Raw genomic sequence first — 24657 nt, 5'->3', positions numbered from 1 at the left:
GGTCGAATTCGCCTCACGCGGAGCCGCGGAGCACGCAGAGAAAATCGAAAATCGAGTCAACGGTGCTGTAGGAGCGGCCTTGGCCGCGAACCGCCTTGCCGTTGACACGGCGCCCCGCCCGGTCCTGCCGCGCCTGAGTCAATCGCGATCGGGGGAGGACTCGGCAGACCGGTTCGCGAGCAAGCTCGCTCCTAAAGGTTCTATCCCTTCCTTTCTCTTTACTTGGCGCGCTTGGCGTCTTGGCGAGACACCGGTTTTTTCTTTGCGCCCTCCGCGCCTCCGCGTGAGGCCGCCTTTGACTTCACCCGGTACAAGTAACAGGCATAAAAAAAGCCCCGCCGATTGGCGGGGCTTTTTTCACTTCCGGGTGGCCTCTTCAGGCCGCTCGGAAAGGGATTCAGACGGGGCGAACGTTCGCCGCCGCGAGGCCCTTCTGCGTCGTGGTGGTTTCGAACTCGACCTGCTGGCCTTCGGTCAGGCTACGGAAGCCGTCGCCCGCGATGGCGCTGAAATGGACGAATACGTCCTTGCTGCCGTCTTCGGGCTGAATGAAACCAAAGCCTTTCGCGTCATCAAACCACTTCACTGTACCAGTCGACATGGGGTCATCTCCTCGATGGTTGGGTCGGGACTGTTGTTGCAGGTCGTTCTGAGAACCAACCGGAGACTGCCATGCGGTACTGCCGGGGACCTTCGAACCTCACTGCGAGGTCGATGATGCACACTCTGCGGGCCGTAGTCCACCCTTTTTTGCGAATTGTGCCCCGATTCCGGGCTTCGCCGGACTGCTACGGGAGACGCCGGAAGCCAATTCGCGTTACAATGTCCGGTTTTGCGGGCCGACCGTATCGTCGTCCCGGTCCCAACGGTCCAGAAGCCCATGATCGAGAAACTGCGCAACATCGCCATTATCGCCCACGTCGACCACGGCAAGACCACCCTGGTCGACCGCCTCCTGCAGGAATCCGGCACCCTTTCCGCGCGCGACGCCGGCGCCGAGCGGGTCATGGATTCCAATGATCTCGAGCGCGAGCGCGGCATCACGATCCTGTCGAAGAACACCGCGATCGACTGGAACGGCTACCGGATCAACATCCTCGACACCCCGGGCCACGCCGATTTCGGCGGCGAGGTGGAGCGGGTGCTGTCGATGGCGGATTGCTGCCTGCTGCTGGTCGACGCGGTCGATGGCCCCATGCCCCAGACCCGCTTCGTCACCCAGAAGGCCTTCGACCTCGGGCTCAAGCCGATCGTGGTCGTGAACAAGATCGACCGCCCCGGCGCGCGCCCGGACTGGGTGATCGAGAAGACCTTCGACCTCTTCGACAGCCTCGGCGCGACCGACGAGCAGCTCGATTTCCCCGTCGTCTATGCCTCGGCGCTGCACGGCTATGCCGGCCTTACGGACGACGTGCGCGAGGGCGACATGCAGCCGCTGTTCGAGACCATCGTCGAGCGCGTGCCGGCGCCGAATGTCGACCCGGACGGGCCTTTCCAGATCCAGGTCACGACGCTGGATTACTCCAGCTTCCTCGGCCAGATCGGCATCGGCCGCGTGCGCCGCGGCACCCTCAAGCCCAGCAGCCCGGTGAAGATCGTCGGCCGCACCGGCAGGCAGCGCAACGCGCGCGTGCTCAAGATCCTCGGCTTCCAGGGCCTGGACCGCATCGAGGTCGACAGCGCCGAGGCCGGCGACATCGTCGCCCTGACCGGCATGGACGGGCTCGATATCTCGGACACGATCTGCGACCCGAACCACCCCGAGGCGCTGCCGCTGCTGACGGTGGACGAGCCGACCGTGAACATGACCTTCGAGGTCAACAAATCGCCGCTGGCCGGGCGCGAGGGGAAATACCTCACCAGCCGCCAGATCCGCGAGCGCCTCGACCGCGAGCTGAAATCGAACGTCGCCCTGCGGGTCGAGGACACCGACGACCCGGACAAGTTCAAGGTCTCGGGCCGTGGCCTGCTGCACCTGTCGGTGCTGCTCGAGACCATGCGCCGCGAGGGCTACGAGATCGCGGTCTCGCGCCCGTCGGTGATCCTGCGCGAAGTCGATGGCGAGAAGCATGAGCCGTACGAACACCTGGTCGCCGATATCGACGCCGAGCACCAGGGCAGTGTGATCGAGCGCCTGAACGAGCGTCGCGGCACGCTGAAGGACATGCAGCCGGACGAGACCGGCCGCGTGCGCCTCGAATACGAGATCCCGGCGCGCGGACTGATCGGGTTCCGCAGCGAGTTCATGAGCATCACCTCGGGCACGGGCATCCTCACGCACGTGTTCGACCACTACGGCCCGATGGGCGCGCAGGACATCGGCCAGCGGCGCAACGGGGTCATGATCTCGCAGGAGAACGGCAAGGCCGTGGCCTATGCCATCTTCAACCTGCAGAACCGCGGCAGCATGTTCGTCGGCCACAACGACGAGGTCTACGAGGGCATGGTCATCGGCATTCATTCGCGCGACAACGACCTGACCGTGAATCCGCTCAAGGCCAAGGAACTGACCAACGTGCGCGCGGCCGGCTCCGACGAGAACGTGGTCCTGACCACGCCGCTGAAGCTGGATCTGGAACAGGCGCTCGAGTTCATCAACAATGACGAACTGGTCGAGATCACCCCGAAGGCCGTGCGCGTGCGCAAGCGCTGGCTGAAGGAACACGAGCGCAAAAAGGCGAGCCGCGCGGCGACCGCCTGACCGCGTGTGGCCCGGCGGGCCAGGACAGGGAGCACGAGGACGTGAGTTCACCGGTTGAAGACCGCAGCGCCCCGCTCGGGCGAAGAATCGCTGCGGGCCTGATCGACGCGGCGGCGATCGCCGTCATTGCGCTGCTGGTCCTGCTGGCCTCCGGCCAGGCACTGGCGGCGGCAGCGACGCCGGGCACCCTGGTCCTGACCGCCGCGATCGCGATGTTCTACCGGATCTTCACCGAGGGCACCGCCCGCATGGCCACGCCGGGCAAGCGGCTGCTCGGTCTGCGGCTGCGTCCGCCCGAGGGCGGACGCCTCGATTTCACCGTGGCCGCGCTGCGCGGCTGGCCATGGTGGCTCACCGGCGCGCTCGCGGGCATCGATCCGCAACTCGTACCGGCCGGCGCACTGTTGTCGCTGGCCGCCCTCGTCCCCATCGTCTTCAGTAACGACCGGCGCGGCCTGCATGACCGCATGGCCGGCACCCGGGTCATCCTGGCCGGAAGACGGGAGGAGGAAGCGACGACGCCATGACGGAAACGGAACTGCGGCTCGAGCGCTGGCACGGCAGTGGCATCGCCGAGCGCATGGACGAACTCGCGGATCTGCGCATGACCGTCTTCCGCGAGTGGCCGTATCTCTACGACGGCGACATCGACTACGAGCGGCGTTACCTGCAGTACTACGTCGACAGTCCGCGCGCGTTCGCCCTGCTGGTATTCGACGGTGAGCGCCCGATCGGCGCGACCACGGCGATGCCGCTGGCCGATGAGGCCGAGGCGATGAAGGAACCGTTCCGCACCGCCGGCTTCGATATCAACCGGATCTACTACAACGCCGAATCGGTACTGCTGCCCGCGTACCGCGGGCGCGGTCTCTACCGGACGTTTTTCCGCGAGCGCGAGACCCTGGCGCGCAGCTATGGCGACTACGACTGGATCACCCACTGCGCGGTGCAGCGCCCGGATGACCACCCGATGCGCCCGCAGGACGCGCGCCCGCTGGACGATGTCTGGCGGCACTTCGGCTACGAACGCCGCCCGGACCTCATGGCCAGCTTCCCGTGGCGCGACATCGGCGACACCGAGGAGACGGATAAGCCGTTGCTCTTCTGGCTGAAAGCCCTTTGAGGCCGCCCAACCGGATACCGAACAGGTTATCGCCAAGGCGCGAAGCGCGCCAGGGGACGCAAAGGAAGGATAGAACCTGCAGGAGCGGGCTTGCCCGCGAACCGGCATCCCGTCCACCCATGACTGAATCACTCGATGCGCCGACGATCCCTGGAACCGGTGAAACACGAGCCGTGTCGCGGCCGTAACGGCGAGGACCGGAAGGCCGCCCCAGAAAGCGGTTCGCGGCCAAGGCCGCTCCTACGGTGCGCCCGACGCCCCGGCGACAACTCTTACCGACTACTGACCGCACCCGACCGATATGACCGACAAACCCCGCATCGCGATCGCCTACTGTCCGCGTTGCCGCTGGCTGCTGCGCTCGGCATGGCTGGCGCAGGAACTGTTGTCGAGTTTCGAGGACGACCTCGCGGAGGTCGCACTCGCGCCGGCGGGCAAGGGCGTATTCGAGATCACCGCCGACAACGGCACCGTACTCTGGTCCCGCGCAGCCGAGGGCCGCTTCCCCGAGGCCAAGGAACTCAAGCAACGCCTCCGCGACGCCTTCTGGCCGAACCGAGATCTCGGCCACAGCGACCGCCCTCGCAACTAGGCACGCCGTCACCAGCCCTTGGCCCTTGGCCCTTGGCCCTTGGCCCTTGGCCCGTGGCCCTCAGCCCTCGCTCGCCTCGAGCGTAATGCCCGCCTCCACCGGCCAGGTATCCAGCTTGGTCAGCACCTCCATCGGGCGGGGCGGATGGCTGTAGCCCTGACGCTGAAAGAACGCCCGGGCATCCCGGAAGCCGAGCGCGAAGACCGGCACGCCGGGCCACTCGGATTCGATGGCCTCCAGCAGCGCGGCGCCGACACCGTTGCCACGGGCACACGGATGCACGACCAGTTCACCGATGAAGGTGGCGAAAACGCCATCGCTGAACGCGCACAGATAGCCCACCAGCATTCCGGCTTCATCACGGACGTGACCGACGAAATGGTAAGCCTGCAGGGCGGCGGTAACGCTTACGGCGGCATAATCGCTGGGCTCGCCCCAGTGGACGGCCGCCATCAATTCGGCGTACTCATCGGGGCTGAACGAGCGGTCGGTTTCTACGTGGATCACGCGGGTCATGATGCAACTCCCTTGCGGCAGGACTGGCCCATCCGGGGCCGATGCCATCATTATGGCGCAAGGATTGTCCGAGTTCGAGCCGCGACGTGGAAGCTGCAATCGATAATGTGCGGGCACCGGGTGGCGGGCGGATCGGCCTGAGCGCCTGTCCCGGGATCGGGGCGGCGCTGGGCGGCGGGAGCCATGAGGGGGCGCTCGCTGCCGATCTCGCCGGGATCGTCGGCTGGCGCGCCCGGGCGCTTGTCACGCTGGTCGAGCCGTTCGAGCTGACCCTGCTGGGCGTCGATGGGCTGGGCGAGCGCGCCATGGCCCGGGGGCTCGCGTGGTGGCATCTGCCCGTGATCGACGGTACGGCCCCCGGCTCGGCATTCGAGCCCCGCTGGGCCGAGGCCGGGCCTGCGCTGCATCGCTGCCTCGATGTCGACGAACGGGTGGTGATCCACTGTCATGCGGGCATGGGCCGCTCGGGCGCGGTCGCCGCCCGGTTACTGGTGGAACGCGGTATGCCGCCGGAACAGGCGATCATCACGGTCCGCCGCGCCCGCCCCGGTGCGATCGAGAACGACGAACAGGTGCGGTGGGTACTGGCGTGCAATCCGCGTTGAAACCGCACCGACGGGGCTGCATGCTGCGAGGATCATGTCCGATTATTTCCAGCACCCCAATCGCGCCGGCACATTCCCTCCGGTCATACAGGCGCTGCTGATCGGCAACTGCGTGGTCTTCCTGCTCCAGGGACTGGGTGGCGCTCAGACGTTGATCGAGACGTTTGCGCTGTGGCCGCTCAACACCCCGCGGTACGTCGACGCCCCCATCGGGTTGCAACAGGTCCCCCAGTTCGAGATCTGGCAGCTGGTCACCTACGCCTTCCTGCACGGCAATCTGCTGCATCTGTTTTTCAACATGTTCGCGCTGTGGATGTTCGGCACCCTGATCGAACTCGACTGGGGCTCGCGCCGCTTCCTGACCTATTATTTCGGCTGCGTGATCGGCGCGGCACTCGTACAGCTGATTGTCGCCTCCAGCGGCGGGGGCGACATCTACCCCACGGTGGGGGCATCCGGTGGGGTGTTCGGCATCCTGCTCGCGTTCGGTCTGCGCTTCCCGAACCAGTACATCCTGCTGCTGATCCCCCCGATCCCGATCAAGGCGAAATGGTTCGTGATCCTCTACGGCGCGCTTGAACTCTATCTGGGCATTACCGGCACCCAGGCCGGCGTGGCACACTTTGCTCACCTCGGCGGCATGGCGGCCGGGCTGATCATGATCCTCTACTGGCGCGGCAAGCTGCCGATGCAACCGCGCGACCGGATGCGCTGACATGACTGACGATCCACTCGACGTGTTCCGTCCCGATCTGCTCGCCAATCACACCGTATTCGTCACCGGCGGCGGCAGCGGCATCAATCTGGGCGTCGCGGTGGCGTTCGCGCGCCTGGGCGCGGCCGTCGGTCTCTGCGGGCGCAATGAACAGCGTCTCGCAGACGCGGCACAGCGACTGAAACAGGCCGGCGCCAGGGCCGTGTCGACGACGCCGGCGGATGTGCGTGAACCGGAGGCGGTCGAGGCGGCACTGGCCGCGGCGCGGGACGCCCTCGGCGATCTCGATACGCTGGTCTGTGGCGCCGCCGGCAATTTCGCGGCCGCCGCCGAGGAACTGACGCCGAACGGTTTCCGCTCGGTGGTCGATATCGACCTCAACGGCAGCTTCCACGCCTGCCGCGCCGCCTTCGATCAGCTGCGCACGACCGACGGCTCGATCATCATGATCTCGGCACCCCAGGCGGCCGCCCCCTATGCCGGACAGGCGCACGTCGGTGCCGCGAAGGCAGGCGTGGAGCAGTTGATGCGCACGCTCGCGCTCGAATGGGGTCGATACGGCATCCGGGCCAACTCGATCGTGCCCGGGCCGGTATCCGACACCGAGGGCGTGCGCCGGCTGCTGCCGGGCGAGGCCGCGGACCGGGCGGCCCGCATCGTACCCCTCGGGCGGCTCGGCCAGACCACGGATATCGGGGCGGCCGCGGTCTATCTCGCGTCCGGCGCAGCCGGTTACGTCAGCGGCACATCGATCGCGGTCGACGGCGGCGGTGGCCTGGTCGGCTCAGGGCCGTGGAACGCGCTGCTGGCCGGCGCCGACAAGGGAAGCTAGGCTCGGACGAAGGGCCGGTTGAGCGCGCGGTTCCGGCCGGCTGATGGACTGGAGAGGACAGATGAGCGATCACGTCTATAAACATATCGAATTGACCGGTTCCTCGCCCGACGGTATCGAGGCCGCGGTGCAGAATGCGATCGAACGCGCCAGCAAATCGGTCCACAACATGCGCTGGTTCGAGGTCCGGGATACACGCGGGCATATCATCGACGGGCGCATCGACCACTGGCAGGTAACCGTGGTGGTCGGGTTCACGCTCGACGGCTGAGGCTCGGCGCAACGGGGAACACGCGTAGGCCGGCTTGCGACCTCAGGGAGCCAGCCGGCAATCGGGGACCTCAGCCACCGGAAGCAGAGCAGACCGCCGCGGCCAGGCGCCGGATATTCGCGCAGGCCCTGAACTCCGGCTATCGCGAGCAAGCTCGCTCCTACACCCATAATCGCTCGGAATATTCCGGGATTGTAGGAGCGAGCTTGCTCGCGATCGTAATGCCTGTGCGTCGCAATCGCGCACTTAGCCTCGCCCGTGCGGGCTTTCGAGGTCGAGTGTCGGCCCCTTCGGCACCACGCGGGTCGGATTGATGTTCCCGTGGCTGTAGTAGTAGTGCTGTTTGATGTGCTCGAAGTTGACCGTCTCGCGCACACCCGGCCACTGGTACAGCTCGCGCAGATACCCTGAAAGATTCGGATAATCCGCGATCCGCTGCCGGTTGCACTTGAAGTGACCGACATAGACCGCGTCGAAGCGGATCAGGGTGGTGAACAGCCGCCAGTCGGCCTCGGTGATGCGCTCCCCGCACAGATAACGGTTGTCGGCGAGTCGCGCGTCGACGTGATCGAGTTCGGCGAACAGGTCGTCGAACGCCTCTTCATAGGCATCCTGCGTGGTCGCGAAGCCAGTCTTGTACACGCCGTTGTTGATGCGGTGGTAGATCGGTTCGTTGATCGCCTCGATGGTCTCCCGCAGGTCCTCGGGATAAAAATCCGCATCGTTGCCGGCGACGCCGACGAACCCCGAATTGAACATGCGGATGATGTCCGCCGATTCGTTGGAGACGATCGTGGCCCGCTCGCGGTCCCATAACAGCGGTACGGTCACGCGCCCCGTGTAGTGCGGATCGACCATCGTGTAGAGCTGATGGTGGTAGCGTGCGCCGTTGACCGGGTCGCCGGTGCCCTCGAAGCGGTGCATGTCGTCGCTGGTATCGGCGGCGTATTCCCAGCCGTTTTCCAGCATATGCGGATGGACCACGGACACGCCGATGGCTTCTTCCAGCCCCTTGAGGCGGCGGAAGATCAGCGCGCGATGCGCCCAGGGGCAGGCCAGCGAGACATAGAGGTGATAACGCCCACTCGCCGCCGGGAACCCACCTTCGCCGGTCGGCCCGGGTGCGCCATCGGGTGTGATCCAGTTTCGGTATTGCGGGCTTTCGCGTTTGAAACGCCCACCCGTGCTTTTCGTGTCGTACCACTGGTCGTGCCAGACACCATCGATCAGCAGGCCCATGACTATCGCTCCGTCGGTTGACTGTATGGCCCCCATGATGACGCGACGGACGGCGCGGATGGGTGGAAACTCCCGATCGGATCGTTCAGGAAAGTCGAACGGTTGCCTGTGCCGCTGACTGGCCCCGTTCGGCTCAATCGATGCGGTCGTTGGGATCCGACACGCCCAGACCGGTCGCCTCGATCTCCGCCGGCGCATCCCCGCCCACGCGGACTGACCCGAATTCACGCCGCTGCGGGCAGGACGCGCGGATCCGGTCGAAGCCACGCCCACGTTCACCCGGTGGCTGGCGCAGGAGCCCCCGAAGACGGCCATCGTCCGCCCGCGGATCCCATGCCGACAGCACGGCCTCGACCGGATCGGTTCCGGACGCCGCGCCCGGCGCTGGTGGCAATTCGCTGCACCAGTCCCATCCGTTCGCGATCCCGAAATGGCGGGCGGCGGCCTTGGCGACGATCGCGGTACCGCGCAGCCGCCCCTCCACCGTATGGCCGGCGATATGCGGCGTCGCGAGATCGATCCGGGGCAGCAGCCCGGCATCGATCGCGGGCTCACCCGCCCAGGTATCGATGGCCGTGACGAGGTCCGGCCCGTCGTCGAGGCGCGTCGCCAGCGCATCCTCATCCACGACGCCACCCCGCGCGGCGTTCATCAGCACGCTGCCGGCCGGCATCCGTTCCAGCGCCGCGCCATCGATCAGCCCGCGGGTCCGGTACGGACCCTCATCCACCAGCGGCACGTGCAGCGTAACCACGTCGGACTCGAGCGCGGTCGCGAGGTCCACGAAGCCTTCGCCTCCCTCAGCCTCCGCGCGCGGCGGATCGCACAGCCGCACGCTGTAGCCGAGTGCGCCGAGCCGGCGGGCGACACGGGCGCCGACATGGCCGGCGCCGACGACCCCGACACTGCCGCTGCCGAAGCGCCGGCGGCCCGCGGCATGCAACGCCGCGAGCGCGGCGATGACCCAGTCCGCCACCGCGCTCGCGTTGCAACCGGGCGCGTACGCGAACCCGATGCCGCGGTCGGCGAGCCATTCATGATCGATGTGATCGAAGCCGCTGGTCGCGGTCCCCACGAAACGCACGTGCGAACCGCCAAGCAGCGCCCGATCGACCCGCGTCACCGAGCGCACCATCAGCGCATCAGCGCGAGACACGTCTTCCGTATCGATTTCGCGACCGGGCACGGTGACCACGTCGCCGAACGCGGCGAAGGCCCGGCGGCCCGCCGCCATATTCTCGTCAACAACCAGACGCATGGATTCAGTCCGATTCGCGTGTGTGGATTTCGAGCTGGCCTTTGAGCGTACGATGCACCGGACAGCGGTCCGCGATCTCCAGCATCCGCTGCCGCTGTGCCTCGCTCAGGTCGCCCTGCAGGGATATCCGCCGGTGGATCAGGGCGAGCCGCCCCGACTTATGTTCGCAGTTCTCGCAATCCTCGGCATGCACCCGTTCGTGGCGCAACTGCACGGACACATGGCGCAATGGCAGACCCTTGTAATCAGCGTACATCCGCAGCGTCATCGAAGTGCACGCACCAAGGGCAGCGAGGAGATAATCGTACGGCGCCGGGCCGGTATCGCCACCACCCTGTTCGCGCGGCTCGTCGGCCGGGATGCGATGAGTGCCCGCGTGCACGTCCTGGGCGAGATGCCCGAGACCGTTCTCCGCCACCCGTACCTCGCCGGGCTGCAGCAAGGGCCCCTGACGGCTCTCCCTGCCCGCGCGTTCAAGATAACGCGATACCCACGCGTCCAGAACCGTCGCGACGTATTCGGCATCGGCCGCCTCCGTCAGCAGGTGGTCCGCGTCGTCGAGCGAAATGAAACTCTTGGGGTGCTTCGCCGCTTCGAACAGGCGCCGCGCATGCTCGATCGCGACGACGCGATCCAGCGGTGAATGCAGCACCAGCAAGGCGCGGCCGAGCCGCTGTACGCGGCGCACCAGATCCCAGCGCGCGATGTCATCGAGGAAATCCCGGCCGATCCGCAGGGAGCGCCCGCCGAACTCGATCTCCGCCGACCCCGTTGCCTCGATCTCATCGACCGCGTCGCCGAACTGCCGCTGTACATGGGCGGGGTCCGCGGGCGCGCCGATGGTCGCCACCGCCGTAACCTCCGGAATCTCACCGGCCGCGGCCAGCACCGCCGCACCCCCGAGGCTGTGCCCGATCAGCACGCGCGGACCGGCGTGGTTTTTCCGCAGCCAGTCCGCGCCGGCCACGAGGTCGGCGACGTTCGATGAGAAGGTCGTCGCCGCGAACTCACCCTCGGAGGCGCCGAGCCCGGTGAAATCGAACCGCAGCACGGCGAGCCCGCGATCGGCCAGCGCTCGGCTGATCCGCCGCGCGGCGACAAAGTCCTTGCCGCAGGTAAAACAGTGCGCAAACAGCGCCCAACCGGTGATGGCCCCCTCACGCGGCCGATCAATACGCGCCGACAGCGTATGCCCCTCGCTGCCGGTGAACTCGACCTCCTCGGTCACGACTTCAGTCATTGCTCAGGCCCTCCTGGGGAGTCGCCGATGAATGCGAACCACGAATGAACACGAATGCACACAAATGGTGTTTTGGGTTGGTTTGGGCTCCGGGGAGCTTCGCTGAACCCGAGGAGAGAATAACCACAGATGGACACAGATAAACACAGATAGCCCGGAATCCATCGCCTCGTGGCTTCCGCACAGCTTCGGACCTGTATTGGCCAAAAACGCTTTCAGCGAAGCTCCATAAGAGACAAGACCTCCCACTGAGCCCGGCTGTGTTCATCTGTGTCCATCTGTGGTTCCTGAATGACCTGCTTCATACCGCCATACTGACAGCGAAGCTCCACCGTGCGTTCACTCTGCAGGGCGCCATTCGTGTCCATTCGTGTCCATTCGTGTCCATTCGTGTTCATTCGTGGTTCTCTCGTCCCTGCAGATACGTATAGGCCGAGAGTCCGTCTTCCAGTTCCCTCAGTAGACTGGCGCGCTGCTCCTTGTCGAGGTCGGTGCGGCTCATTTTTTCGCGGAACCGGGCCAGCAGCGTATCCGGGTCGAAGTGGACGTAGCGAAGGAGTTCGTCGACGCGGTCGCCGCGCTCCGGATCGACCAGACGCCAGCCACCGTCTTCGGTGAGTTCGACGTTGACCGAGTGCGTATCGCCGAACAGGTTATGCAGGTCGCCGAGGATTTCCTGGTACGCGCCGACCAGGAAGACGCCGAGCAGGTAATCCTCGCCGGGCCGGATCGCGTGCAGCGGCAGCGTCTTGAAGATGCCGTCGCCGTGGACGTACTCCTCGACATGACCGTCCGAATCGCAGGTCAGATCCTCGAGGATCGCGTCGGTATCCGGCGGCTCGTCGAGGCGCGTCAGCGGCATGATCGGGAACAACTGGCCGATGCCCCATACATCGGGGATCGACTGGAACACGGAGAAATTGCAGAAGTATTTCGTCGCCAGCCGCTCCTGCAGCGTGCTCCGCAGTTCAGCATCACGGTACGGGCGGCGTACGAGACGGTCGCGGGTATCGTGGCATATTGCGAGAAACAACCGATCGGCGGCAGCCCGTTCCGCGAGTCGGAGCCGGCCTTCCGTATACAGCGCATGCACTTCCGCGAGCGCGCGGCCGGCGTCCTGATAGCGCTCGGCCATCGAACCCGGCGGATCGCTATAGAGCGACCACAGGTCATGCATCGGCACGACCGCTTCCGGATCAGGCGCGGCCGGCGTTGCCGCCGGCACCGGTTCGGTATCGATGACGTCCGTAATCAACACCGCGTGATGAGCGCTCATGGCACGTCCCGCCTCAGTATAAATCGCGGGGTGGACCAGACCTCGCTCGTTGCAGACGCGCGCGAGTTCACCAACGACGCAATCGGCATAACGTTCGATCGCGTAGTTCATTGAGAAATCGGCGCGTGAGTTCGAGCCATCATAATCGACCGCCAGGCCCCCTCCGACATCGACGGCCTCCAGCGGCGCACCCAGGCTGATCAGTTCGGCATAGTAGCGGGCCGCCTCGGTCATGCCGGCGGCGATGTCGCGCAGATTCGCGACCTGCGAACCCATATGGAAGTGCAGCAGTTGCAGCCAGTGCAGTGCTCCGCGCTCGCGCAGGTGCTCAACGATATCGATCACCTGCTGGGCAGACAGCCCGAACTTGGCTTTTTCACCGCCGGTGTTCTGCCAGCGCCCATGCCCGATCGACGCGAGGCGCACACGCACGCCGAGGCTCGGTTCAACCCCGAGCCGGGCCGCCTCCTCAGCGACCAGCCCCACTTCCGACGGCTGCTCGACCACGATCCGTACACGCAGGCCAAGGCGCACACCGATCAACGCGAGCCGGATATACTCCCGATCCTTGTAGCCGTTGCAGATGACGGCGCCATTGCGTGCCTCCATCAGTGCCAGCACGGCCATCAGCTCGGGCTTGCTACCGGCCTCGAGACCGACGCGCGGGTCATCGGGGCGCTTGATGTGCTCGACCACGCTGCGCTGCTGGTTGACCTTGATCGGATAGACGGCGGTATACGCGCCGCCGTAACCGTGGCGTTGACGCGCGCCCTCGAATGCATCGCAGAGCGTGTCGACCCGGTCATGCAGGATATCGACGAAGCGCACGAGCACAGGCAACGGAAGCGCCGCCGCCCGCGCTTCGTCGGCCAGTTCGGCGAGCACGACCGGGCGACCGTCGCGGCGCGGATACACGACCGAGCGGCCGGCGGCGTCGACATCGAAATAACCCGCCCCCCAGTGGGCGACGTTGTAGACGTGGCGAGCCTCGTCGAGAGTCCAATCAGTCATCGGCGGTTATGTCCGGTTGCGTGCCTGCGGGGGCCGCGGCATTATCCGACACCTCTGGCCAAGAGCGCGACCGGAGTCCGAAGTTCCGGTTCCGCACATACTCCGCCAGAGGGGATACCGCCGCAATCCTGGGGAATGATGGCATGACGCTCGATCACGACAAGTGGTTTACCGAAGTCTGTCGCGAATCGGGCTCGGCGTTCTCGCTCGAACTCGGCCCGCGGGGGCGGCTCCACCACGAGGTGTCCGACTTCCAGACGATCGATGTGTACGACACGGTCTGGTTCGGTCGCACCCTCGTGATCGACGGCTTCCTGATGCTGTCCGAACGCGACAATTTCCTCTACCACGAAATGCTGTCGCACCCGGCGCTGTTCTCCCACCCGAATCCGCGCAATGTCCTGATCATTGGCGGTGGTGACTGCGGGACGCTGCGCGAGGTGCTCAAACACGACGCGGTTGAGCAGGCCGCCCAGGTCGACATCGACGAGCGTGTGACCCGGGTGTGCGAGGAATGGTTCCCGGAACTGTGCTCGGGCAACGGCGATCCGCGCGCCCGGCTGGCTTTCGCCGATGGCATCCAGTGGGTCAAGGATACGCCCGCCGGCTCGCTCGATCTGATCATCGTCGACAGCACGGATCCGGTCGGCCCCGGCGAGGGTCTTTTCACCGAGGCGTTCTATCGCGATTGTCAGACCGCGCTGGCCGCGGATGGAATGCTGGTACAGCAGAGCGAATCCCCGCTGGCGCACCTGGACAGCATCATCGAACCCATGCACGTCGCGATGCGCGGCGCCGGTTTCGAGGATACGCACACACTGTATTTCCCCCAGCCGATCTATCCAACGGGCTGGTGGACCGCCACCCTTGCGCGCAAAGGCGCGGCGATCGCGTTCGAGCGCTCGGCCACCGCCGAGGCGCTGCCGTTCGCCACGGACTACTACACCGCCGACATCCATCGCGCCGCGTTCGCCCAACCCGCGTTCATGCAGCGCCGACTCGACGGCGCACGCTGACGGGTCGCGCTGAACCCGGGCGCGGCGTTCGCCGAGTTCATGGGCGGGCCCAGCGCCCCGCGCCGCGACCGGGTTTGTGAGACCCCGGCCGGTCGGCTATGGTGACATCACTACCCGGAGATCGAATCAATGCAGCGTAATCCGTTTGAAGAAATGAGCGAGCGCCTGAGCCGCCTGCTGCCCGAGAGCGCGCACGAACTGCGCGCCGACTTCGAGCGCAATGCCAAGACCGTCATGCAGCAGACGCTCTCGCGTATGGAACTGGTGACGCGCGAGGAGTTCGACGTCCAGGCCGAGGTTCTGGCCCATACGCGCGAGCAGCTCGAGGCGATGGAAGCGCGCGTGGCGGAACTCGAACGCCAGGCCGGCATCCAGCCGGCGGCTCCGTCCGGCGACGACAGCCCCGCCGACCCCGAATAGCCGCCGCTGACAATCCGCCCGCGAGAGGGAACTCGCCTATGACGCTCGCCGTCGTCCACAGCCGTGCCCTGGTGGGTATCGAAGCCCCACCAGTCGATGCCGAAGTACACCTCGCGGGCGGATTGCCGTCGCTGTCGATCGTCGGTCTACCCGAAGCGGCGGTGAAGGAAAGCAAGGATCGCGTGCGCGCCGCCCTGCAGACCGCCGGCTTCGAATTCCCGCAACGCCGCATCACGATCAACCTCTCGCCCGCGGATCTGCCCAAGGAAGGCGGGCGCTATGACCTGCCGATCGCGCTCGGCATCCTCGCGGCCTCGGGCCAGATTCCGCTGGCGGCCCTAGACGGGCAGGAGTTTCTCGGGGAACTGGCGCTGGGCGGCACCCTGCGCCCCATCCGCGGGGCCCTGCCGGCGGCCGTCGGCGCGGCGGACGCCGGGCATGCGCTGACCCTGCCGCGCGCCAACGCCGACGAGGCCGCCCTGGCGGCCACCACACCGATCCATCCCGCGGACCACCTGCTCGACGTGTGCACGGGATTGCGCGGTGAGAGCGAGCGTCCGCGCCACGGCGTGCCCGCGCCGGCGCATGACCAGCGGGCGACCGCAGCGGATCTCGCCGACGTCCAGGGCCAGCAACAGGCCCGTCGTGCCCTGGAGATCGCCGCGGCCGGGCAACACAACCTCCTGTTCATCGGTCCACCGGGGACCGGGAAATCGATGCTGGCCTCAAGGCTGCCCGGGATTCTGCCGGCAATGACGCCGGCGGAGGCGCTCGAAGCGGCGACCATCGCCTCCATCGCCGGCGAGCGTGATCCCGCCAGCCATTGGGGTGTGCGGCCGTTCCGGGCACCGCACCACACGGCCTCCGGCGTGGCACTGGTGGGCGGTGGCGGACACCCGCGCCCGGGGGAGATATCGCTGGCCCACCGCGGCGTTCTGTTCCTCGACGAAGTGGCGGAATTCGATCGCCGCGTACTGGAAGTCCTGCGCGAGCCGCTCGAGACCGGCGCGATCACGATCTCGCGTGCGGCCCGGCGCGCCGAGTTCCCCGCCCGCTTCCAGCTGCTCGCGGCCATGAACCCCTGCCCCTGCGGCCAGCGCGGCGATCCCGCCGCGATCTGCAGCTGTTCACCCGAGCAGGTGGAACGCTATCGGGGTCGGATTTCCGGGCCGTTTCTCGATCGCATCGACATGCATCTGGAAGTCCCCCGGGTGCCGCGCGAGCGCATGCGCGCCGAGGCCGCCGCCGAGACCAGCGCCTGTGTACGGGCCCGCGTCGAAGCGGCACGGGAACGCGCGCTCGCCCGCCATGGCCAGGCGAACGGCACGGTCGATGGACCGGAGATGGAGCGCACCGGCCGCTTCGACCGCGACGCACTGCACCGGCTCGACGGCATGATCGACGCCCTCGGCCTGTCGGCGCGTGCCTACCACCGCGTCCTGCGACTCGCGCGCACGATCGCGGACCTGGCCGGAAGCGAAGGAGTGGATGAGACGCCGGTGGTGGAGGCGATGTCCTACCGCGCGCTGGACCGGCCAGCGGCCGGCGCCTGATGGCAGGCACTGCCGAGGCGTCATTGCAACGGGCCCGAAACGAGCAACGCCGGCGCGGGGCCGGCGTTGCAGGATGGAGCGATTCAGCGTTCAGCCGATCAGGGCGAAACACCCGCTTCTTCGAGCATGTATTGGATCGCCCGCTGGATCTCATCCTCGGAGGCGGAAGCCCCCTGTGCCGGCATCTGATTGAAACCGTTCACGGAGTGATCGACGAGCGTCTCCATGCCCTTCTGGGCACGTTCTTCCCAGGCCGCCGTATCACCGAATTCGGGTGCACCCAGCGTCCCGTTCGCGTGACACGCGGCGCAGACGCCTTCGTACACCGCCTGGGCGTCACGCGGTTCCGCCGGCTCGTCGCTGCCACCCCCGGTGGCCTCGGCCACGACCGGGCCACCCATGTTGACCTTACCGATCGGCGCAACGCGCTCGGCGATCACTTCCGCCTCGGTCATACCGGAGGGGACGTACGTGTCGTCGCTATCGCCGATCATCAGCGCGGCCACGAGAAACAGGACCGCGAGCGCCCCCAGGATCACGAGGACCAGCGGGAACATCTCGCGAAACTTCAGTTCTTCGGAATCCATACCTGCTCCAGGAGAGGGGGCGCGCGCAGCGCCGGGCGCAGTCCAGCGCCGGATTATACAGCCCGGCCGCCCGCGGTAAAACGCCAGCGGATGGACGCCACCGGGTGGCCAAGCGTATCATCCTGCGACCCGGTAGGCGGCCCCGGTCAATCCACCGCCTCCGCGAATAGACGCGCCGGCAACCGCCACGTATCATCATCAGTCGCCAAGCGCCCGTAGCTCAGCTGGATAGAGCGTCGGCCTCCGGAGCCGAAGGTCACAGGTTCGAATCCTGTCGGGCGCGCCATACATGAAGAAAGCCGTCCCGAAGGGCGGCTTTTTTTATGTATGGGGTGCCCGATGGCTCCGTTTTGAACCTGCCGTTCGACGGATCGGCAGGACTGCCGATCCGGACGCCGACCAACGGGAGGCGCCCGAAGGGTGGCCGCCATGGATGGCGGCCGTCTATCTGTCGGGCGCGCCATATATGAAAGAAGCCGCCGACCAGGCGGCTTTTCTATGAATACCCCTCCACAACACCCCTACAGATCCCGCGCATACTCACGCAGATCCGCCAATGGCACGATCTCCAGCGTGCCCTCGTGGGTCGCTTCCAGGAACACCGGCGCCGCATGTCCCGCCCGTCGAGCTTCCTGCCAGCGCACGGCACAGACACACCAGCGGTCGCCTGGCCGCAGCCCCGGAAAACCGAACTCCGGGTGCGCGGTCGTCAGGTCATTGCCCTGACTGGCCGTGTACGCCAGGAAATCCTCCGTGAGCTCGACGCAGATCGTATGCGCGCCCAGGTCTTCCGGGCCGGTATTGCAGCAACCGTCGCGATAAAAACCGGTCAGGGGATCGAGCCCGCAGGCCGCGAGTGGCTCGCCCATGACGTTCTTCGCGTTTTCGATCTTCACAGGGCCCCCGGCATCGGCATGTGAGGCGCGATGCTACCGTGTTCATGCGCCCGACCGAAGAGCAGCGTCCGTCCGGCACTCCCTGCGCACCGGACGGACGACCCTGGGGCTGCGATTATTTGACTACGAGCTTCCCGTTCATCATCCCGTAGTGCCCGGGAAACGAGCAGAAGAACGTGTAATCGCCACCGGACTCGAGCTTCGACACGTCGAAAGTGACGCTGGTCGTCTCGCCACCGCCGATCATCGACGTGTGGGCGATCACGCGGTCATCGCCGGAAGGCACGTATTCCTGTTCCATGCCGGCCTGCATCCCGGCCTGGGCGACGGCCTTGAACGCCGCTGTTTCGGTTACGACCACGTTGTGACCCATCTGCTCGACCGCCATCTGGCCAACGTGTTCCAGCGTGATCTTCACCTGATCGCAGTCGGCACCGACTACCAGTTCGGACTTGTTGTACTGAATCTGGTCGTTGCCGGTGAGGGTCAGTTCACAGGTCTTGGCCGCCGCGGGCGCGGCGAATCCCAGCGCCAGACCCAACAGGCCCAGCATGCAGAGCATCTTTTTCATGGATGCGAACTCCTTCGTTGGATGGGGAATCTTTGCTGCGCAACCCGGTAAAGTGCCGGATGTCAGCACGCACTTCGCGGTGCCGGCCACGGCGGATGCGCTCACTACCCAGCATGGACGCCGCGGAGATGGGGCGCATTGATACGGATCAATCGAAGGTCGCGGGCGGGTGACTATTCGTCGGCTGACCGCGCTTACGGAGCAGCCGAGTCCCCCGTATGACCGGCGATCCACCGCAGGTGTCCGACATCGGGCACGTGGACACGTTCGCCGCTGATCTCCAGGCCTTCTTCGCGCAGCGCGGCCAGGGCGCGCGACAGCGTCTCGGGTTTCATTCCCAGACGTGCGGCGATCAAGCCCTTGTCGATCGGCAGGTGCAGGTCGGCCGCCTCATGGTCGGACGACACCAGGCCGAGCAGGAAGGTCGCAAGACGCTGGGATGCCGAGTGGGCCTGCAACTGTTCGAGCGCCGTGACGAGTTCGCGCAGATGGCGCGACATCGCGGCGAGCATATTGCAGGCAACCCTGGGTTCCTCTTCCAGGATTGCCAGAAAGGGGTCAGCTGGGACCGCGAGCAGACGCGCCGGCGTCGCTGCACTGGCGGAGACCGGGTAGTCACCGCCGGCGAAGATCGCGGCCTCGGCAAACGATTCGCCGCGCGTGAACACATGGACAACGCTCTCACGCCCTTCGGCCGTGGTGCGGAAGATCTTCACCCAGCCCACGAGCACGACATAGAACCAGGCGGCGCGCTGCCCACGCGCGAACAGCTGGTCGCCGCGACCGGGACACACGACCCGGCCCGGCTCCAGCAGGCGCTCAAGCATGCCTGACTCGAGGCCCTCGAAGAGCGGGAGCCGTCGGACGAGTTGCCAGTCCGGTGATTCGAGTCGCCCGCTCGCCCGGGGCGCATGTGAATCCGTCATCGGGGACCTCGCGAGCTCAGGCCAGAACGGCCTGTCGCCGTGCGCGATCCCGGCGCGGGACCTGGGCAAGTAGATAATCCATCTGGTCCGCGAGGATCCGCCGATTCTCCAGGATCATCGCCTCGGCCCGTGACGGGGTGTAGGGGATGTAGAGCATCTCCAACGCGCATTCCTCGATCAGCCGGTCATCCTTTTTCTGATTGCACGCCCGGCAGCTCGTGACGACGTTGTCCCAGATATCGCTGCCGCCACGCGAGATCGGCTGGACGTGGTCGCGCGTCAGCAATGCCGTGCGGCCATCGAACACCTCGCCGCAATAACAGCAAAGCCGACGGTCGCGCAGGAACAGGGCGGCGTTGGTCAGGCGCGGCACGGTGGCATCGTAGAACGCGGCCCGGGCCCCCGAGACGGCGACGATCGAAGGTATATCGATCCGGCTGCGCTGGCCGGTGCGGGCGCAGGTGCCACCATGCAGCACGATCGCAGTCTCCGGCGAGGCCCAGGCGACCTCGTCGCGCAGCAGATAACCGGCCGCATTGCGGACGTCGATCCAGCGGATCGGGCGACCGCCCGGGTCGGTCTTGAGGATCATCGGTGTCCGGTCCATCAACACGGTGTCCACTCCTGGCCAGTCGGCCGTCAGGGATCCGGATGAACGGCGCCACGAGCGCGCTGCGCCAATCATGGCACAAATCGGGCCAGGACGTGTGCAACGCGCGATCGACCACTGCGACACGGAGGTCGAGCCGCCACGCGAATTACGGTCGGGTGCCACGCCCCCATGCCCCTTTGGCCCGTCAGGCAGCCGGTTTCAGTACGCGCAAAAACCGGTTTTTTTAGGCACATAAATACTATTACGACCGCCTATTGAAACAGAAAACGATTGCACGCAGGATAACCACGCACAAACGATCAGGAGACGGTCATGCAGGCAGTAAGACGAACAATGGCAGGGGTTCTCGGTGCGGTATGCATGGCGGCAGTCGTCGCACTGTCGATGCCGGCCCATGCCGAGGACCAATACATCACGGTGGCCTCCACAACGTCCACGGAGGCCTCGGGGCTGTTCGGCCACATACTCCCCGAGTTCGAGGAAGAGACGGGCATCGAAGTCCGCGTGGTCGCCGTCGGCACCGGCCAGGCGATCGAGGTCGCCAAGCGCGGCGATGCGGATGTGCTGTTCGTGCACCACAAACCCTCGGAAGAGGCGTTCGTCGAAAACGGCTTCGGCGTGAAGCGCCACCCGGTGATGTACAACGACTTCATCATCGTCGGGCCGGGCGACGACCCCGCCGGTGTCGAGGGTATGGAGAACGCGCCCGGGGCGCTCGCGGAGATCGCCGAGGCCGAGGCCCCGTTCGCATCGCGCGGCGATGATTCCGGGACGCACAAGAAGGAACTTGGCCTCTGGGACAAGGCCGGGGTCGACGTCGCCGAGGACGGCGGCTCCTGGTACCGGGAGACCGGCGCCGGAATGGGCCGCACGCTGAACACGGCGGCGGGCATGAACGCCTACGCGCTCGCGGACCGTGGCACCTGGATCAGTTTCGATAACCGCCAGGATCTGGAACTGCTAGTCGAGGGCGATCCGGATCTGTTCAATCCCTACGGCGTGATTCTCGTGAACCCGGAGAAGCATGGCCACGTCAAGGCGGAGATGGGCCAGCAGTTCATCGACTGGCTGACTTCCGAAGACGGTCAGGACGCGATCGCCAGCTATCGGCTGCGCGGGCAGCAGCTGTTCATGCCGAATGCCGGCGGGGACAACTGAGATGCCCGGGAGCAGGCTCGGCGTAATCTCCACCCTGGCCGCCGCGCTCGCGGTCGCCGGCCCCGCGGTGGCCGGCGACCCGGTGCGAATTCACGCGGCGGGCAGCCTGAAACAGGCGATGGGTGAAGTGGTTCAGGCGTTCTCGGAGCGCACGGGTACGCCCGTGGAACCCACGTTCGCCCCCTCCGGTCTCCTGCGCCAACGCATCGAAGATGGGGAAAAGACCGACGTGTTCGCGTCCGCGAACATGGCGCATCCGGAGAAGCTGGCGAATCAGGGCCAGGGCGGACCGGTCGTGCTGTTCACGCGCAACCGCCTCTGCGCGCTCGCGCAGGAGGACGTCGCGCTCACCACGGACAACATGCTCGATGTCCTGTTGCGCGACGATATCCGGGTCGGCACCTCCACACCGAAGGCCGATCCCTCCGGCGATTACGCGTGGGCCATGTTCGAGCGCGCCGGGGATGTCCGCAAAGGCGCGAGCGAACGCCTCAAGGACAAATCACTGCAGCTCACTGGCGGTCCGGATTCGCCCGCGCCGCCAGCTGGCCGGCACAAGTACGCCTGGGTGATGGATTCGGACAAAGCGGACGTCTTTCTCACGTACTGCACCAATGCGGTCGCCGCACGACGCGAGGTCGATTCGCTGCAGGTCGTGCAGCTGCCCGGGGCGCTGGCCGTCGGGGCGGATTACGGCCTGAGCATCCTCCGCCCGGAGGATCCACGGGCCGTGCGGCTGGCCACTTTCATCCTGTCGCCGGCCGGCCAGTCCATCCTCGCCGACTACGGCTTTGACACACCACTCATGCCGGCGGGCAGCTAGCCCGTCGGCGGCCGGCTTCTGAATCATCAGACAAGGAAAAAAACCATGCAACGAGCGCCGTTTTTCCGTGTTCACCCTGTCCTCGCGGCCGGTCTACTGCTGCCGGGTGTCGCGCAATCCGGTATTACCGTGTACGAAGATGGCGCCCGCTTTCTCGAAGTGGGCGGACGCGTTCAGGTCCAGTACAACTACACGGACCCGGACAACGGAGACTCAACCGACAGCCTCGATATCCGCCGCGCGTGGCTGACCTTCGACGGGTCGGTGACCGAAGACTGGGAGGCGCGCCTGCAGTTCCAGCTCGACGGCGGTTATTCGACCAAAGACGCGAAGATCCAGTACACGGGCTGGGAGTTCGCCACCGTGACGGCCGGCAATTTTTACGTCCCCTTCTCACGCGAGGAACTGACCTCCAGTAAGCGCCAGCAGCTGATCGAGAAGACCCCCGTGGCCGGCACCGGCAGCCCCGCACGCCAGATCGGCGTCAGCCTCTCCGGGGGCACCGATACCTACAACTGGCAAGCGGGTCTCTGGGAAGCCGGCGTCGCCAGCAACACGGGCACCATCTCCTTCGGCTCACAGATCGACAACGCGCAGGCCTACGAGGGCAAACTCGTCGGCGGCCGCGTCGAGATCCATCCCGGCGGCAACATCGGGTACGGCCAGGGCAATCTCGGCGGTACTTCGGGCTGGGAGATCGGGCTCAATGGCTTCGTCTGGTCCAACGACGACGACCGCGTTGCGAGCGCCATCTCCGACTATGACAGCATCAATGGATTCGGCATCGATGGCGCCTGGCGTCACGGCGGCTGGTCGGTCGATGCAGAGGCGAACGCCTTCACCGCCGAGACGCTCAGTGGATCGTTCAGCGGCGGAATCGTCGAGAATGGCGATGCCGACGTGCTGACCACCTCCATCGAGGGCGGCTACATGATCGTACCCCGCACGTGGGAAGTCGTCGGCGGACTCGGGACCGAGGAGGCGGACGCCTGGGACGAGACCGAAACGCAGGCCGGAATCGGCTTCAATCGTTTCATCAACGGCCACAACAACAAGCTCCAGGTGAGCCTGGTGCGGACGACCGATGCCAACGGCGTGAATGGCGCTGACGTGACCGACCTCTACGTGCAGCTCCAGCACGCGTTCTGAGTCCGACCAGGAGCCTGTCCGGGAAATCTGTGCCGTAGCGAGCGCGTGGCACAGCGAGCAGCAGGCACATGGTTTCTCGGACAGGCTCCTGGAGCAGCAGGGACGATCGGGGCACACGGATGTGCCACTTCCCGTCCAGACCGGATCGCCTCGCATCCGCGAACACCGATCCCCCGATTGATCGCCACTCTGAACGTTCCGTTCTTTTGTTCCATCCCGAGGCGCTGCGGTGCATCCAGGCATGTACCTTCACGGGAATGTCACAACCGCGTCACGCCCGATTCATTACCTGCCCGTAATCTCCGCTCCGTAGTCGGCCCGGGACGTCGCAACCGTCACTGACGGCAGCGTCCCGCCGATCGAAGCGTGACCGAACCACCATCCGAAAACGAGGCAGGAAGTGATGACGAAAAAGACCCTGATTGCCCTGGCCGTATCCGCGGCCGTGACAGCCCCCGCCGCCCAGGCGGCCGAGTTCCAGATCGGCGAGGACACGACCATCAACGTCGGCGGCACGATCGAGCCCGTGTACCAGTCCGTCACGGACGCCACCGGCGACAGCGCCTCCGCGTTCACCGACAACGATTCGACGCTGCAGTTCGACGGCGAACACGCCTGGACCGACAGCACCACCGGCTTTTTCCACATCGAGTACGAGTGGTCCGGTGCCGATGAAACGACGGGCGGCGGCGTCAACTCCCTCGACTCGGCCTACATCGGCATGAAGGGCGATCTCGGCATGATCCGCGCCGGCACCTCCGACAGCCTGTACGAGGACAACGTGGCCGAGCTGGTCGACGAGTTCGAGAACGGCACGCTGACCGAGGAAGAGGACGGCGGCGAAGGCAACCAGATCCGCTACGTCAGCCCGAGCTTCGGCGGCTTCAGCCTCGGCCTCGAGGCAAAGATCGAGGGGGATGGCGAAGGCAACATCCAGAACGATGGCGCGGACTTCGGTGACAGCGCTACCGGGATCTCATTCGTCGCGCGCTACGACGCGGACAACTGGGGCGTCGTTGCCGGCGCCGACAATCGCGGCGCGTCCCCGGTGGACGTCGACGGCGATGGCGACAACGACGAGTACGATGACGAGACCACGGCCGGCATCGGCGGCTACTTCAACATGGGCGCCTTCAGCCTGTCGGCGCGCTTCGCCTCCGAGAGCAACCGCGGCAACAACAACGACATCGAATACACCGGCGCCATGGGCGGTTATGACTACGGCGCGGGCGACGTCTACGTCGGCGTGCAGGACGTCTCCCCGGATCAGGGCGACTCGTTCACCGAGGTCGCGGCCATCGTCAAGCACGGCCTGTACGAAAACCTCGACGTGTTCGTGAACGTCGCCCAGTACGACCGGCCGAACGATGCCGGTGACCTGGCCGAAGTCGGCGCGATCTACAGCTTCTGATCGCGCAACCACCGCCCCGGCGTGTGCCGGGCGGGCGGGAGGGATCCCGCACCTATTGTTCCCTTTGTGACAGAAGCACCGCCTGGGCCGGGTACCGCGAGGTATCCGGCTTTTTTTGTGTCTGCCATCAGCCCGGGAGGGTATCGCAGGGCGAT

At 66.1% G+C, this 24657-nt stretch carries 27 protein-coding genes and 1 tRNA gene; 17 read left to right on the top strand and 11 right to left on the bottom strand.

All coding sequences use genetic code 11. The features are described from left to right. Window positions 1-397 precede the first annotated feature (397 nt). Entirely contained in the window at window positions 398-601 is a 204-nt protein-coding gene (locus A0W70_RS10815) for a cold-shock protein (protein WP_070989162.1), read from the bottom strand. Window positions 602-880: 279 nt separating this feature from the next. On the opposite strand from A0W70_RS10815, the gene typA reads away from it, so the two are divergent. The 4 genes from typA to A0W70_RS10795 all read left to right on the top strand — a co-directional run bounded on the left by typA (window position 881) and on the right by A0W70_RS10795 (window position 4416). Further along, window positions 881-2701 carry a translational GTPase TypA gene (typA, locus tag A0W70_RS10810; RefSeq protein WP_070989161.1) on the top strand — a complete coding sequence of 607 codons (1821 nt, stop codon included), beginning with the start codon at window positions 881-883 and terminating at the stop codon, window positions 2699-2701. A 41-nt stretch (window positions 2702-2742) separates the two neighbouring features. Next, window positions 2743-3228 (top strand): RDD family protein, encoded by a 486-nt coding sequence (locus A0W70_RS10805; protein ID WP_070989160.1) that lies wholly within the window; start codon window positions 2743-2745, stop codon window positions 3226-3228. After that, window positions 3225-3824: a GNAT family N-acetyltransferase gene (locus tag A0W70_RS10800; RefSeq protein WP_070989159.1), complete on the top strand. Its 600-nt coding sequence runs from the start codon at window positions 3225-3227 to the stop codon at window positions 3822-3824. The genes A0W70_RS10805 and A0W70_RS10800 overlap by 4 nt, the downstream gene beginning before the upstream one ends. Before the next feature lie 301 nt (window positions 3825-4125). Then, the gene (locus A0W70_RS10795; protein WP_070989158.1) at window positions 4126-4416 is read left to right on the top strand and encodes an Rdx family protein; all 291 of its coding nucleotides are present in this window, start codon (window positions 4126-4128) and stop codon (window positions 4414-4416) included. Between the two features lie 60 nt (window positions 4417-4476). Here A0W70_RS10795 and A0W70_RS10790 read toward each other — a convergent pair whose 3' ends face one another. Further along, window positions 4477-4932: a GNAT family N-acetyltransferase gene (locus A0W70_RS10790; RefSeq protein ID WP_070989157.1), complete on the bottom strand. Its 456-nt coding sequence runs from the start codon at window positions 4930-4932 to the stop codon at window positions 4477-4479. Between the two features lie 86 nt (window positions 4933-5018). Between A0W70_RS10790 and A0W70_RS10785 the strand changes: the two genes are divergently transcribed. The 4 genes from A0W70_RS10785 (at window position 5019) to A0W70_RS10770 (ending at window position 7355) form a co-directional block, all read left to right on the top strand. Beyond that, entirely contained in the window at window positions 5019-5537 is a 519-nt protein-coding gene (locus A0W70_RS10785) for a phosphatase domain-containing putative toxin (RefSeq protein WP_245675866.1), read from the top strand. A gap of 34 nt (window positions 5538-5571) precedes the next feature. Further along, a complete protein-coding gene (locus A0W70_RS10780; RefSeq protein ID WP_070989155.1) occupies window positions 5572-6252 on the top strand; it encodes a rhomboid family intramembrane serine protease in 681 nt (226 codons plus the stop codon). 1 nt (window position 6253) lies between these two features. Continuing rightward, entirely contained in the window at window positions 6254-7084 is an 831-nt protein-coding gene (locus A0W70_RS10775) for an SDR family oxidoreductase (protein WP_070989154.1), read from the top strand. A gap of 61 nt (window positions 7085-7145) precedes the next feature. After that, entirely contained in the window at window positions 7146-7355 is a 210-nt protein-coding gene (locus tag A0W70_RS10770; protein WP_070989153.1) for a dodecin, read from the top strand. Between the two features lie 246 nt (window positions 7356-7601). Here A0W70_RS10770 and A0W70_RS10765 read toward each other — a convergent pair whose 3' ends face one another. From A0W70_RS10765 to speA, 4 genes are all read right to left on the bottom strand, one after another. Further along, on the bottom strand, window positions 7602-8594 hold the full coding sequence (locus A0W70_RS10765) for a glutathione S-transferase family protein (protein WP_070989152.1): 993 nt from the start codon (window positions 8592-8594) through the stop codon (window positions 7602-7604). Window positions 8595-8727: 133 nt separating this feature from the next. Then, the gene (locus A0W70_RS10760; protein ID WP_070989151.1) at window positions 8728-9852 is read right to left on the bottom strand and encodes a 4-phosphoerythronate dehydrogenase; all 1125 of its coding nucleotides are present in this window, start codon (window positions 9850-9852) and stop codon (window positions 8728-8730) included. 4 nt (window positions 9853-9856) lie between these two features. After that, window positions 9857-11092 carry a bifunctional alpha/beta hydrolase/OsmC family protein gene (locus A0W70_RS10755; protein WP_070989150.1) on the bottom strand — a complete coding sequence of 412 codons (1236 nt, stop codon included), beginning with the start codon at window positions 11090-11092 and terminating at the stop codon, window positions 9857-9859. Between the two features lie 394 nt (window positions 11093-11486). Then, window positions 11487-13379 carry a biosynthetic arginine decarboxylase gene (speA, locus tag A0W70_RS10750; RefSeq protein WP_070989149.1) on the bottom strand — a complete coding sequence of 631 codons (1893 nt, stop codon included), beginning with the start codon at window positions 13377-13379 and terminating at the stop codon, window positions 11487-11489. A gap of 143 nt (window positions 13380-13522) precedes the next feature. Here speA and speE point away from each other — a divergent pair, with 143 nt between their 5' ends. The 3 genes from speE to A0W70_RS10735 all read left to right on the top strand — a co-directional run bounded on the left by speE (window position 13523) and on the right by A0W70_RS10735 (window position 16368). After that, on the top strand, window positions 13523-14395 hold the full coding sequence (gene speE / locus A0W70_RS10745; RefSeq protein ID WP_070989148.1) for a polyamine aminopropyltransferase: 873 nt from the start codon (window positions 13523-13525) through the stop codon (window positions 14393-14395). A 129-nt stretch (window positions 14396-14524) separates the two neighbouring features. After that, the gene (locus A0W70_RS10740) at window positions 14525-14815 is read left to right on the top strand and encodes an accessory factor UbiK family protein (protein ID WP_070989147.1); all 291 of its coding nucleotides are present in this window, start codon (window positions 14525-14527) and stop codon (window positions 14813-14815) included. 38 nt (window positions 14816-14853) lie between these two features. Further along, window positions 14854-16368 carry a YifB family Mg chelatase-like AAA ATPase gene (locus tag A0W70_RS10735; RefSeq protein WP_070989146.1) on the top strand — a complete coding sequence of 505 codons (1515 nt, stop codon included), beginning with the start codon at window positions 14854-14856 and terminating at the stop codon, window positions 16366-16368. A gap of 98 nt (window positions 16369-16466) precedes the next feature. Here the strand turns inward: A0W70_RS10735 and A0W70_RS10730 are convergent, their stop codons facing one another. Then, a complete protein-coding gene (locus tag A0W70_RS10730) occupies window positions 16467-16955 on the bottom strand; it encodes a c-type cytochrome (protein WP_083330949.1) in 489 nt (162 codons plus the stop codon). A gap of 209 nt (window positions 16956-17164) precedes the next feature. On the opposite strand from A0W70_RS10730, the gene A0W70_RS10725 reads away from it, so the two are divergent. Together A0W70_RS10725 and A0W70_RS16780 are read left to right on the top strand one after the other, a co-directional pair. Beyond that, window positions 17165-17241: transfer RNA gene (locus A0W70_RS10725), tRNA-Arg, on the top strand. Between the two features lie 3 nt (window positions 17242-17244). Further along, entirely contained in the window at window positions 17245-17457 is a 213-nt protein-coding gene (locus tag A0W70_RS16780) for a hypothetical protein (RefSeq protein ID WP_139150831.1), read from the top strand. Between the two features lie 19 nt (window positions 17458-17476). On the opposite strand, the gene A0W70_RS10720 is transcribed toward A0W70_RS16780, so the two are convergent. The 4 genes from A0W70_RS10720 to A0W70_RS10705 all read right to left on the bottom strand — a co-directional run bounded on the left by A0W70_RS10720 (window position 17477) and on the right by A0W70_RS10705 (window position 19955). Then, the gene (locus A0W70_RS10720; RefSeq protein WP_070989210.1) at window positions 17477-17824 is read right to left on the bottom strand and encodes a DUF2237 family protein; all 348 of its coding nucleotides are present in this window, start codon (window positions 17822-17824) and stop codon (window positions 17477-17479) included. A 142-nt stretch (window positions 17825-17966) separates the two neighbouring features. Further along, the gene (gene azu, locus A0W70_RS10715; protein ID WP_070989145.1) at window positions 17967-18422 is read right to left on the bottom strand and encodes an azurin; all 456 of its coding nucleotides are present in this window, start codon (window positions 18420-18422) and stop codon (window positions 17967-17969) included. Window positions 18423-18616: 194 nt separating this feature from the next. Continuing rightward, window positions 18617-19348 (bottom strand): Crp/Fnr family transcriptional regulator, encoded by a 732-nt coding sequence (locus tag A0W70_RS10710; RefSeq protein ID WP_070989144.1) that lies wholly within the window; start codon window positions 19346-19348, stop codon window positions 18617-18619. A gap of 16 nt (window positions 19349-19364) precedes the next feature. Next, window positions 19365-19955, bottom strand: a complete 591-nt coding sequence (locus A0W70_RS10705) for an HNH endonuclease (protein ID WP_070989209.1) — start codon at window positions 19953-19955, stop codon at window positions 19365-19367. A gap of 366 nt (window positions 19956-20321) precedes the next feature. On the opposite strand from A0W70_RS10705, the gene A0W70_RS10700 reads away from it, so the two are divergent. The 4 genes from A0W70_RS10700 (at window position 20322) to A0W70_RS10685 (ending at window position 24502) form a co-directional block, all read left to right on the top strand. After that, complete coding sequence (locus A0W70_RS10700) at window positions 20322-21119, top strand: ABC transporter substrate-binding protein (RefSeq protein ID WP_245675865.1); 798 nt, start codon at window positions 20322-20324, stop codon at window positions 21117-21119. 1 nt (window position 21120) lies between these two features. Then, window positions 21121-21942: a molybdate ABC transporter substrate-binding protein gene (locus A0W70_RS10695; RefSeq protein ID WP_070989142.1), complete on the top strand. Its 822-nt coding sequence runs from the start codon at window positions 21121-21123 to the stop codon at window positions 21940-21942. Between the two features lie 45 nt (window positions 21943-21987). Then, complete coding sequence (locus tag A0W70_RS10690) at window positions 21988-23091, top strand: porin (RefSeq protein WP_083330948.1); 1104 nt, start codon at window positions 21988-21990, stop codon at window positions 23089-23091. Window positions 23092-23494: 403 nt separating this feature from the next. Next, window positions 23495-24502, top strand: a complete 1008-nt coding sequence (locus A0W70_RS10685; RefSeq protein ID WP_070989140.1) for a porin — start codon at window positions 23495-23497, stop codon at window positions 24500-24502. Window positions 24503-24657 lie beyond the last annotated feature (155 nt).

The organism is Halofilum ochraceum, assembly GCF_001614315.2.
In the GTDB taxonomy this organism is placed as follows: Bacteria; Pseudomonadota; Gammaproteobacteria; order XJ16; family Halofilaceae; genus Halofilum; species Halofilum ochraceum.
This window is presented reverse-complemented; position numbering and strand designations above follow the sequence as displayed.

What these genes read in the sequence shown, in the direction of transcription:
- speE (WP_070989148.1), top strand. Translation starts at nt 13,523, where the DNA reads ATGACGCTCGATCACGACAAGTGGTTTACCGAAGTCTGTCGCGAATCG.
- A0W70_RS10755 (WP_070989150.1), bottom strand. Translation starts at nt 11,092, where the DNA reads ATGACTGAAGTCGTGACCGAGGAGGTCGAGTTCACCGGCAGCGAGGGG.
- A0W70_RS10700 (WP_245675865.1), top strand. Translation starts at nt 20,322, where the DNA reads ATGGCGGCAGTCGTCGCACTGTCGATGCCGGCCCATGCCGAGGACCAA.
- A0W70_RS16780 (WP_139150831.1), top strand. Translation starts at nt 17,245, where the DNA reads ATGAAGAAAGCCGTCCCGAAGGGCGGCTTTTTTTATGTATGGGGTGCC.
- A0W70_RS10790 (WP_070989157.1), bottom strand. Translation starts at nt 4,932, where the DNA reads ATGACCCGCGTGATCCACGTAGAAACCGACCGCTCGTTCAGCCCCGAT.
- A0W70_RS10775 (WP_070989154.1), top strand. Translation starts at nt 6,254, where the DNA reads ATGACTGACGATCCACTCGACGTGTTCCGTCCCGATCTGCTCGCCAAT.
- A0W70_RS10730 (WP_083330949.1), bottom strand. Translation starts at nt 16,955, where the DNA reads ATGGATTCCGAAGAACTGAAGTTTCGCGAGATGTTCCCGCTGGTCCTC.
- speA (WP_070989149.1), bottom strand. Translation starts at nt 13,379, where the DNA reads ATGACTGATTGGACTCTCGACGAGGCTCGCCACGTCTACAACGTCGCC.
- A0W70_RS10760 (WP_070989151.1), bottom strand. Translation starts at nt 9,852, where the DNA reads ATGCGTCTGGTTGTTGACGAGAATATGGCGGCGGGCCGCCGGGCCTTC.
- A0W70_RS10795 (WP_070989158.1), top strand. Translation starts at nt 4,126, where the DNA reads ATGACCGACAAACCCCGCATCGCGATCGCCTACTGTCCGCGTTGCCGC.
- azu (WP_070989145.1), bottom strand. Translation starts at nt 18,422, where the DNA reads ATGAAAAAGATGCTCTGCATGCTGGGCCTGTTGGGTCTGGCGCTGGGA.
- A0W70_RS10800 (WP_070989159.1), top strand. Translation starts at nt 3,225, where the DNA reads ATGACGGAAACGGAACTGCGGCTCGAGCGCTGGCACGGCAGTGGCATC.
- A0W70_RS10685 (WP_070989140.1), top strand. Translation starts at nt 23,495, where the DNA reads ATGACGAAAAAGACCCTGATTGCCCTGGCCGTATCCGCGGCCGTGACA.
- A0W70_RS10770 (WP_070989153.1), top strand. Translation starts at nt 7,146, where the DNA reads ATGAGCGATCACGTCTATAAACATATCGAATTGACCGGTTCCTCGCCC.
- A0W70_RS10695 (WP_070989142.1), top strand. Translation starts at nt 21,121, where the DNA reads ATGCCCGGGAGCAGGCTCGGCGTAATCTCCACCCTGGCCGCCGCGCTC.
- typA (WP_070989161.1), top strand. Translation starts at nt 881, where the DNA reads ATGATCGAGAAACTGCGCAACATCGCCATTATCGCCCACGTCGACCAC.
- A0W70_RS10705 (WP_070989209.1), bottom strand. Translation starts at nt 19,955, where the DNA reads ATGGACCGGACACCGATGATCCTCAAGACCGACCCGGGCGGTCGCCCG.
- A0W70_RS10780 (WP_070989155.1), top strand. Translation starts at nt 5,572, where the DNA reads ATGTCCGATTATTTCCAGCACCCCAATCGCGCCGGCACATTCCCTCCG.
- A0W70_RS10720 (WP_070989210.1), bottom strand. Translation starts at nt 17,824, where the DNA reads ATGGGCGAGCCACTCGCGGCCTGCGGGCTCGATCCCCTGACCGGTTTT.
- A0W70_RS10765 (WP_070989152.1), bottom strand. Translation starts at nt 8,594, where the DNA reads ATGGGCCTGCTGATCGATGGTGTCTGGCACGACCAGTGGTACGACACG.
- A0W70_RS10735 (WP_070989146.1), top strand. Translation starts at nt 14,854, where the DNA reads ATGACGCTCGCCGTCGTCCACAGCCGTGCCCTGGTGGGTATCGAAGCC.
- A0W70_RS10710 (WP_070989144.1), bottom strand. Translation starts at nt 19,348, where the DNA reads ATGACGGATTCACATGCGCCCCGGGCGAGCGGGCGACTCGAATCACCG.
- A0W70_RS10690 (WP_083330948.1), top strand. Translation starts at nt 21,988, where the DNA reads ATGCAACGAGCGCCGTTTTTCCGTGTTCACCCTGTCCTCGCGGCCGGT.
- A0W70_RS10740 (WP_070989147.1), top strand. Translation starts at nt 14,525, where the DNA reads ATGCAGCGTAATCCGTTTGAAGAAATGAGCGAGCGCCTGAGCCGCCTG.
- A0W70_RS10815 (WP_070989162.1), bottom strand. Translation starts at nt 601, where the DNA reads ATGTCGACTGGTACAGTGAAGTGGTTTGATGACGCGAAAGGCTTTGGT.